Below are 8,472 nucleotides of genomic sequence, written 5' to 3'. Positions count from 1 at the left end.
CTACCAGGCGGCTACGCAAATCTCGATCTTCTGACATGTACTCTCATCCCAGCTGTCCACGTGGACAGGTAGCATCAGAGAATCACTCGTTCATTGCTAGGGCGTCCGTAAAGGACCGCATACGGTCAACTGTCCGACAGCGTCCATCTTCTGAGCCTGCCTCAGCGTTTCCTCGACAGAGCGCAAGGCCTCCAGCGACTCACGCTCGGCTAAGGGGTCTGGGCTTGCCATCGAGCGGAACAATCTTCGGCTCACGGTATGGTTGTTGCGCCGGATTACTAACCGTTCCGGACGTTCCTGATGCCAACCATTCTCCTAGTGGACAACGACCCAGACATTCTGGCCGCTTTAAGCGTGGCTCTGGAGTGGCGGGGATATAGGGTATTTTTGTCACAAGACGGCAAGACGGCGCTGGAAAAGGCTGGAAGGACGATGCCGGACCTTATAGTCACAGATTGCAGCATGCCAGTGATGGACGGCATTGAGTTGTGCCGCCATCTCAAGTTATACCCGGCCCTTACCGCGATACCGGTAATTATGGTCTCGGCGCAGACGCAACCTCACCGGATACCAGCCCTCTGGAACGCATTCTTTTTCAAGCCCATAGACCTTGACGCGTTTGAGTCCAGTGTGGGGCTGTTGATTTTATCGCGGCCTACGCGTGAAACGCTTCGCCCAGTGTGTTCCGACCGGGCGATGTCGCGTTGGCATCCGGTATCTTCCGCATTGCTATCATGAGGCTGCTCCGGGTAGCCTCGCGTAGCCAGCATGTACGCTCGACTTAATAATCCACAGCGCTCCGGTGGGCAACGCCGTTGTGTCGCGGTTAAATGAGTCCGCCCAGCTGTCCACCTCTTCGATTTACGAGCAGGTGTCGCAGCTTCTCCAGCGAGAGTGGCTTGGTCAGATGGTAGTCGAAGCCAGCTGCCAATGCTCTTGACTTATCGGATTCAGCCGCGTATCCGGTCAGCGCCACTAAGATAATGTCATCCAGGCTGCGGTCGGAGCGAACAGCGCGCGCAACATCGAAGCCGTCGACGTCCGGCATTCCAACATCAATAATTGCTACCTCCGGGCGCACTTGCGCGACAAGGCGAATTGCGTCGCTCCCGTTGTTTGCGGTGGTTACATCGTGCCCTTCGAGCTCCAACAACATGCCTAAGGACATCAAAGCGTCCGGATTGTCATCGACCAGAAGCAGTCGCACGGAGCCCGGCGTCGAAATTTCGCAGGGTCGTTCGGACTGCGCTTGCGTCGACGACCTGCGAAGGATTGGCAAACATAAAGTGACGACCGTGCCTCTGCCCGCGCCTTCACTTTGAAGAGCTATGGTCCCCTCGTGAAGTTCTACGAGGCGTTTCGCAACGGCGAGGCCAATCCCCAGTCCGCCCTCGGCTCTCGCGTGAACTCGGGCAGACTGCGAAAAAGTTCGAAGACGTGCGGTTGCACCGCACGGTCAATTCCGATTCCGTTATCTTTGACTGTGATGATGAGCGCACCATCCGGGGTGGACCCAGTATTGATATCTACATCGACGGTCATTTCGATGACCCCGCCCACCGGCGTGTACTTCGCCGCGTTCGACAGGATGTTGCCCAGCACCTGGCTCAAGCGGACGTGGTCCGCGCGAACCGGGATGGGCGCATCGAGACCATTCATTTTGAGGGTATGCCGGCGAGACTCAAAGTGATGCTTGACTGCTGTGACGGCGTCGAAGGCAATTTCGTTAAGGAAAGTGTCGCTATGCTTGATGGCAAGTTTCCCGTGCTTCAATCGCGCGGCATCGAGCAAGTCGTCGACAAGTGTGCGCAAGTGTCTCATCTGTCGTTGGGCCACGGTCAATACTTCGACGGCCTTCGCGTTATCAGCGCATAGTCGCGCAGCGGCATTGATAGCGCTGTCGATGGGTGCTATCGGATTTCGCAGTTCGTGCCCGAGCATGGCAATGAACTCATTGTGCCTTTGGTCGCTTGCAATTCCGCTGTCGCGCGCGTCCACGACGGTCAGCGCTGTACCGGCGAAGACCGCGAGGTTTGATAGCAGCCGGATGTCTTCACTATCGAACTGGCGGTCGGCAGCATGTGACATCACCCAAATCGCGCCAAGCTGCACGTCGTCGTTGGCTATTGGAACAACGACACCTTCTGTGACGTCGACGTTCGCAAACTGAAGACATGCGAAATGTACCTGCGGCTGAATGAACAGTTGCGGCGCGCCTTTCTGGAGCGTTACTCCACATGGGCATTCATCCCATGCGGTTGTCTTGCCACGAAGGCCAGCGCAAAGGCCCGCGACAGCTTCCCATCTGAAGCTGCGATTTTCGCCGGTTCCTTCGACAAGGCTAATCCCTGCACTACCAGCGTGACAGACTGCGAGGGTGGATTCCGCAATTTCCTGCCACAGACTGGTTTTCGGTCCCGTCTGGGCTCTCGCGAGCCGGAGAAGCGCTTTGTTTTCAGCCGCGTAGTCAGGTTGCCGCGCCGGCCTGTTAGCGAACTCGTCGTTGTCAGTGAGCGCACGATTACTTTCCATGAACTCTGCACCCGCTTCAAAGGTTGGACGAAAAGGAGGACCACGCCAGCCGCTGCCGAGTGGGTGGTCATGTGACGATGTTTGTCGACCAAAGGGAGAACGGTAACGGCGTCGGGGCGGCGACCTGCCGTGAGATGGCCCTGAAAGTCAGCACCATCATTTTAGGCCCCTAAGCACAAAATGCACCACAGCCGACGGAACGATTTTCAAGCAACGTGCGGACGGTCCTGTGTTCACAGTGCCGGCCCCAGGAGCGCAAGGATTGCACGATTCGGCGCGAGCAACCTGTTCCTACGCAGAACCCAACGACATCGGTGGGGAAAGGGCTGGCCTGCGCACCACGGCCGCCGGCGACCCTCGGCATTGCGAGGTCGCACCTAAGCAAGCTGGCACGTACGTTGCTCTACAGGTTGACCAACATTCCGGAGCAGGCTAATGAAATCAGAACGCAAAGCCCCGGCTCCGACCGACGAACTGGATACGGCTCCCGATACGGCAAGCCCTGCATACGCGACACAGCATCCATTGACTCGAGCGTTTGACTCATTTGCCAGCCTCGTGACGCGATGGGCAGGGTCCCCAATGGGTTTCTGTCTTGCCGTAGCGACGGTTGCCGCGTGGGTTGTCACCGGACCGCTGTTCCGTTACTCAGATGGGTGGCAGTTGGTGATTAACACCGGCACGACTATCGTCACATTCCTTATGGTGTTCCTGATACAGCAGAGTCAGAACAAGGACAGTGTCGCGATGCACCTGAAGCTCAATGAACTCTTATCGTCCCACCGGGCGGCAGATAATCATCTAATCGGAATCGAGGATGCGACAGAGGAGGAATTGCGACGTCTGGCGGCGGCGTACCTTCGGCTATCAACAAAGAATCCCAACGAGGACGACATTGTGCAGGCAGCAGCAGACGTAAAGGCCTGCGGCGAGGAGCGAGCCGGGGCCTGACCGGCCGACGTAACCACGGCGGCAGCACTTCTCGCAAAACGTCCAGCAACCTGGCGGCAGCGAAGGGCTTGGGTACGAACGCATAGAATGGAAGTGCGGGGGGCAAATCAAGGGCGGACATCATTGCAACGGGAATGTTGGCGAGCGCGGGCACCCCCTTCAGCGAGCGAGCCAGTTTCGCCCCGTCCAGCCTGGGCATCATGACGTCCGAGACAAACAAGGTCCGGTCGCTCATGTGCGACGGCACTCCTGGCATCCAGGCCACCGCTGCAGCAGCGGTCTGTACCCTGTAGCCGTCGTCCCTGACCAGCATGTCAAGCGCGCGAAGCAGATTGTATCGTCCTCTACGAGCAAGACCAGCGTCATATTCGCCTCTGTCTTTTTCTCTCAACCCGCAACAGACTTTCCCGACCACCTGTGGTGTCAACACTGCATTGCCTCCCGGCACGGTATGCGAATTGCGGGCACGAACATACGGATTAACGCCGTCCGGTGTTGACCGATTTGTGCTTAAGGAGACTGCCATGCGAGTTGCGACGAAAGGGGTTTTGATTTCGATATTTTTAGTTGGGATATCAGGTAGCGCTTTCGCCCAAAGCGCGGGTGGCGGTGCCGCTGGGGGACAAGGCGGCACAGGAATGAGCAAGCCCAGCGCCGGCGGGTCGACCGACACGGTCTCTGGCGCGTCAGGGGCTAACACCATGGCACCCGGAACGACGAGTTCGCAGAAGAAGATGCACAAGAAGCCCGGAAGCGCCGCGCCGGCGTCAGCTACCAACCCTGCTTCGGGGGGAAACTGAGCGACAGGCATTGAGTTGCCGCGCGACGTCCGTTCTGAGAGTCCACAGGCGCGAATGCCCGCGCCTGTGGGCAAAACGGGAATACCGAGGCAGTCGGGTCGGTGCCACGACTTCGCCTTTGCTCAATGCAATGCCCAGCAATGTAAATTGGCTTCTGTAGTGCGGCGACCTTTGAGACTCGGCACCGTCCACGATGAGACAGTCACTTCTACATGCAGGACGAACTATTGGGCCATGGCCTCTTCGACGATGGTTCCTTGCGCCAACACCGTCAGCTTTTCATCGGCAGCCTTCTCTTCCTTCAGCGTATCGAGCAACAGCTTCTGGGCAGCAGATTCGCCGAGCTTTTCAGCCAGCGCAGCGAGCGTTCCGTAGGTCGCGATTTCATAATGCTCGACCTTTTGAGCGGCTCCGATAAGCGCGAGGTCGAGTACGGGCCCCTTCTCGATTTCCTCAATCTGCTCGCCGCCTTCCTCGACCAGCCCTTCCATCGCAGCGCACTTGATTCGCTTCAGTTTGATACCGCAGGATTCAACGACCTGGTCAATTCTCGCAACCTGTCCGTGCGTTTCTTCCAGATGCTTTTCGAATAGAGCCTTCAACTCTGGACTCGTAGATGCACGTGCCAGTTTCGGGAGCGCTTTGGTCAGTTGCTTTTCCGCGCTGTAGACGTCGGACAGCGAGTGGATGAACAGGTCTTTCACAGTCTTTGCGGTCATGATTTGCTCTCACAAGAGGGAGAAAAGGGGGGAAGAGAATGCAGGGGTGCGACAGAGGACCCACAGACATCTCAACGCTTTGAACGCGCGCAACGCCTATTCCCGACATCCTGCCCACCGAAAATATATCTTCGAGACGGATGCGTTGCTCCGGGAACGCGTCATGCGGATGAAGGAGGCAGTCTCCCTGCCCACATGCGGTGCGTTTGCCGCTCCTCGCCAGAACTCATCCTTCTGAGACAGCAATAATGAAAGCGGTGCGCGACAGCGTCGCCGCTCTCACAACGTCCGAATCCTGTTGCCTGGCGCTATAGACGGTGCTCCGTCCTTGCCGGGCTCTGAAAGGAGAACACCATGTTTGTCCATAACAAGCGCCTCCAATATACGGTGCGTGTTTCCACGCCTAATCCCGGCCTCGCAAATCTCCTGCTCGAGCAATTTGGAGGACCCCAAGGTGAGCTCGGTGCGGCATGCCGGTATTTCACTCAGGCTGTGGGCGAAGACGACCCCGGTCGCAAGGACCTTCTGTTCGACATTGCGACGGAAGAACTCAGCCATCTCGAAATCGTCGGCTCTATCATCGCGATGCTGAACAAAGGGGCCAAGGGTCAGCTAGCTGAAGCCGTTGAAGGTGAAGCTGAGCTTTATCGCCGCATGACCGGTGGCGGCAATGACTCTCATATCACAGCGCTGCTGTACGGGGGCGGTCCGGCACTCACAAATTCCGGCGGTGTTCCATGGTCGGCGGCCTATGTCGACACCATTGGTGAACCTACTGCAGACCTTCGTTCCAATATCGCGGCGGAAGCCAGAGCCAAGATTGTGTACGAACGGCTGATTAACGTGACCGACGACCCCGGCATCAAGGAAACATTGGGCTTTCTGATGACGCGTGAAATCGCACATCAGAAGTCGTTCGAAAAAGCGCTTCACTCAATCCTGCCGAATTTCCCTCAGGGAAAGCTTCCCGGAGTGCCTGAATTTACAAGCGTCTATTACAAAATGTCCGCAAGCGATGGGGCTCCACGAGGCCCGTGGAACGAGGGGCCCGAATGGGAATTTGTCGATACGCCGACACCAGCCGTGGACGGCGGCGATGGCCGGGCAACAGTCAACGTGTCCGCCGGTGACGCCGAGGTTCTTCGCGCCATGGCCTCGCGTACGGCGTCTGACACTTCTTCCGACCCGACGACCGGCGCTGACCTCGGTGTGGGAGAGGCTGTGAAGTGACATAGTTGGCGACGCCGGAGGGGCTCCGAGTAGGAGCTCCATACTCTGGATTTACCTCTGATTCGTTGTACTGAGAATATTTTGACCGATGAGCACGGGCTTGTTTGTCCGTAGGCACGATGACTGCAAGGGCACGATTGACTTCAAGAATAATGCGCCTACAATGATTTTGGTGCAACGCAGCAATTGGCCTTTGGCCAGCGACCCGTGCTCCAGACTTCATTTCAGTTTTCGCGCACTCGTCGTCTTCCCTATCTGGAGCATTCATGAGCACACTTATCCCCCAATGTCTGGTAGATGCGCAAAACACCGGTATCCAGCAGCTATTTGCTTTCTCGAGCACCGCGTTTGACGCCATCGAAAAATTGACCGAGCTGAATCTTCAGGTAGTCAAAGCGACACTCGCTGAAAACCAGGCGCTTATGGCCAAGGCATTGTCTGCGAAACCTGAGGAGCTGGTTGCGCTGTCGACAAGCCTCGCGAAGCCCACTGCGGAAAAAATCGCGGCCTACAGCCGCCACGTCTACGAAATTATGTCAGGTGTTCAGATTGCGCTAACTGCAAACGCGCCGTCTCAATACCAGCAACATGTGCGTGACGCGCAGGGATTTGTCGAGAACCTCACGAAGAATGCCTCCCTCGGTACGAACATTGTCGAGGCCGAATAGACGTAGATTTACGGACCGGTTTCGTCGCGTTGCACGCAGTCTCGAGGCTCCACGGGACGCGGCATGATTTACACAATGGCGTGCAATGCTGGGCCCGGTTCTATCCCGAACTTTTCTCGGCACTCTTGCCGAGTCTGCCCACCCCTTGATGGGGCCTCGTTGGCCGCGGTCCTCGGCGGACTTTTTGGTCCACAACGCATACGCACAAGTGTTCGATGTGGCAATTTTCGACGGTGCGCGATGAACCATAGATCGATACCCAGGGAGATTCGATGGAAAGCCTTGAATTAACACCGCCCCCAGCGATACTTCTCGCACTGGAACCCCTTCGTGCCATCGCGGACTACTTTGCAGGTCTTGCGCCCCTATCGCAGCCGTTGCCACAAGGTGACGGCCATCCTGTTATCGTTTTTCCAGGCTTGGGCGTCAGCGGATACGCAACCGAAGGCTTGCGAGAGAGGTTGCGAGAGCTGAACTACGAAGTCCATGACTGGGAACAGGGCGTCAATCAATGGCCGGATGACGATTTCGACAGATTTCTCGACTTGTTAAGCGAGCAGCTGAAGCAGGTATATATCCGGAATGGTCGCCCCGTTTCGTTAATTGGTTGGAGCCTTGGCGGAGTGTACGCCCGCGAACTCGCAAAAAAGCATCCGGAGCTGGTACGGCAGGCCATCACGCTCGCGACTCCGTTTGCAGACCAGCCCAACTCGACCCATGCCGGCTGGCTTTTCACACTCCTGAACGGCGGAGTGTCACCGATGGATGAGGCGCTCCTCAAGCGGTTGAGTATTGACCCTGTGGTTCCTTGTACATCGGTATATTCGCCCTCCGATGGTATCGTCGGTTGGGCAGGATGTGTTGGGACCGAGTCCGAGTATCATCGGAACGTCGAAGTGGAGAGCGTGAGTCACTGGGGCATGCTTCACAATCCAGAGGTGCTTCGTGTCGTGGCTCGCCTCCTTGCCGAGCATCAACACGGCACTTTGCGCACGTTACTCGATACCTGCGTGACCAGGTTTTTAGACGCAAAGGCAAAGGCTCCTGGAGACGTTCAGCAGGTCACGCAATATGGCGACGGGGAAAGTACATGAGCAGCAAGGTGAAGAGGGAAAACGCCACAACGGCTCACATTGAAACTGCGTATCTGTTGGATCTGTCCGTAGGAGCGTCGCATGTAGCCAGCACGCTTTACCCGACGTCGCGGCAAGCATGTATCGTCGAACTGACGGGGAATTTTCTCGCAAGATATGGAAGCACTGACCTGAAAAGCTTTCTGCTGGCATTGGCAGAAAAACTGGATGCACGCGAAAACAGTGAGGGCGCCGCTGCGGTCCGACATTATGCAATGTACGGTGCAACGCCTGAAGCCCTCGTCATCCCCGCGTCCGCCGTCGCGAAAAAAGCGAGGATGCTGCGTACGGCATCAAAGTAATCGCAGCCGTGTAAATCAACCTCTATGTCCTCGGTCGTGGTGGAGAAAGGCCCCGAGGCCAATAAACCACAAACCAGTCGTCGGATTCGGCGGAAAATGAGCCGGCGCTCCGCAAGCCCGTCGTGAAAGCGGCGCCT

8 protein-coding genes and 1 pseudogene are annotated in these 8,472 nt (G+C 57.1%); 6 read left to right on the top strand and 3 right to left on the bottom strand.

Annotated features, from left to right (window positions below):
- Window positions 1–300 precede the first annotated feature (300 nt).
- Window positions 301–738 (top strand): response regulator, encoded by a 438-nt coding sequence (locus tag FVF58_RS41085; RefSeq protein WP_149675359.1) that lies wholly within the window; start codon window positions 301–303, stop codon window positions 736–738.
- A gap of 88 nt (window positions 739–826) precedes the next feature.
- On the opposite strand, the gene FVF58_RS53555 is transcribed toward FVF58_RS41085, so the two are convergent.
- Both FVF58_RS53555 and FVF58_RS54550 read right to left on the bottom strand, forming a co-directional pair.
- The gene (locus FVF58_RS53555) at window positions 827–1,207 is read right to left on the bottom strand and encodes a response regulator (RefSeq protein WP_246217439.1); all 381 of its coding nucleotides are present in this window, start codon (window positions 1,205–1,207) and stop codon (window positions 827–829) included.
- 123 nt (window positions 1,208–1,330) lie between these two features.
- Window positions 1,331–2,532 (bottom strand): annotated as a pseudogene (locus FVF58_RS54550) (GAF domain-containing sensor histidine kinase); the annotation flags it as partial.
- A 435-nt stretch (window positions 2,533–2,967) separates the two neighbouring features.
- On the opposite strand from FVF58_RS54550, the gene FVF58_RS41075 reads away from it, so the two are divergent.
- The gene (locus FVF58_RS41075) at window positions 2,968–3,483 is read left to right on the top strand and encodes a low affinity iron permease family protein (protein ID WP_149675358.1); all 516 of its coding nucleotides are present in this window, start codon (window positions 2,968–2,970) and stop codon (window positions 3,481–3,483) included.
- Window positions 3,484–4,507: 1,024 nt separating this feature from the next.
- On the opposite strand, the gene FVF58_RS41060 is transcribed toward FVF58_RS41075, so the two are convergent.
- Window positions 4,508–5,002, bottom strand: a complete 495-nt coding sequence (locus FVF58_RS41060) for a YciE/YciF ferroxidase family protein (RefSeq protein WP_149675355.1) — start codon at window positions 5,000–5,002, stop codon at window positions 4,508–4,510.
- Window positions 5,003–5,356: 354 nt separating this feature from the next.
- Here FVF58_RS41060 and FVF58_RS41055 point away from each other — a divergent pair, with 354 nt between their 5' ends.
- From FVF58_RS41055 to FVF58_RS41040, 4 genes are all read left to right on the top strand, one after another.
- Window positions 5,357–6,232, top strand: a complete 876-nt coding sequence (locus tag FVF58_RS41055) for a manganese catalase family protein (protein WP_149675354.1) — start codon at window positions 5,357–5,359, stop codon at window positions 6,230–6,232.
- Window positions 6,233–6,498: 266 nt separating this feature from the next.
- On the top strand, window positions 6,499–6,900 hold the full coding sequence (locus FVF58_RS41050; RefSeq protein ID WP_149675353.1) for a phasin family protein: 402 nt from the start codon (window positions 6,499–6,501) through the stop codon (window positions 6,898–6,900).
- Between the two features lie 272 nt (window positions 6,901–7,172).
- Window positions 7,173–7,994 (top strand): alpha/beta hydrolase family protein, encoded by an 822-nt coding sequence (locus FVF58_RS41045; RefSeq protein WP_149675352.1) that lies wholly within the window; start codon window positions 7,173–7,175, stop codon window positions 7,992–7,994.
- A complete protein-coding gene (locus FVF58_RS41040) occupies window positions 7,991–8,335 on the top strand; it encodes a hypothetical protein (RefSeq protein ID WP_188131100.1) in 345 nt (114 codons plus the stop codon). The genes FVF58_RS41045 and FVF58_RS41040 overlap by 4 nt, the downstream gene beginning before the upstream one ends.
- Window positions 8,336–8,472: the final 137 nt, after the last annotated feature.

Source organism: Paraburkholderia panacisoli (genome assembly GCF_008369935.1).
GTDB classification, from domain to species: domain Bacteria; phylum Pseudomonadota; class Gammaproteobacteria; order Burkholderiales; family Burkholderiaceae; genus Paraburkholderia; species Paraburkholderia panacisoli.
This window is presented reverse-complemented; position numbering and strand designations above follow the sequence as displayed.

Coding starts and splice junctions, on each gene's coding strand:
- FVF58_RS41085 (WP_149675359.1), top strand. CDS start 301: ATGCCAACCATTCTCCTAGTGGACAACGACCCAGACATTCTGGCCGCT.
- FVF58_RS41075 (WP_149675358.1), top strand. CDS start 2,968: ATGAAATCAGAACGCAAAGCCCCGGCTCCGACCGACGAACTGGATACG.
- FVF58_RS41060 (WP_149675355.1), bottom strand. CDS start 5,002: ATGACCGCAAAGACTGTGAAAGACCTGTTCATCCACTCGCTGTCCGAC.
- FVF58_RS41055 (WP_149675354.1), top strand. CDS start 5,357: ATGTTTGTCCATAACAAGCGCCTCCAATATACGGTGCGTGTTTCCACG.
- FVF58_RS41050 (WP_149675353.1), top strand. CDS start 6,499: ATGAGCACACTTATCCCCCAATGTCTGGTAGATGCGCAAAACACCGGT.
- FVF58_RS41045 (WP_149675352.1), top strand. CDS start 7,173: ATGGAAAGCCTTGAATTAACACCGCCCCCAGCGATACTTCTCGCACTG.
- FVF58_RS41040 (WP_188131100.1), top strand. CDS start 7,991: ATGAGCAGCAAGGTGAAGAGGGAAAACGCCACAACGGCTCACATTGAA.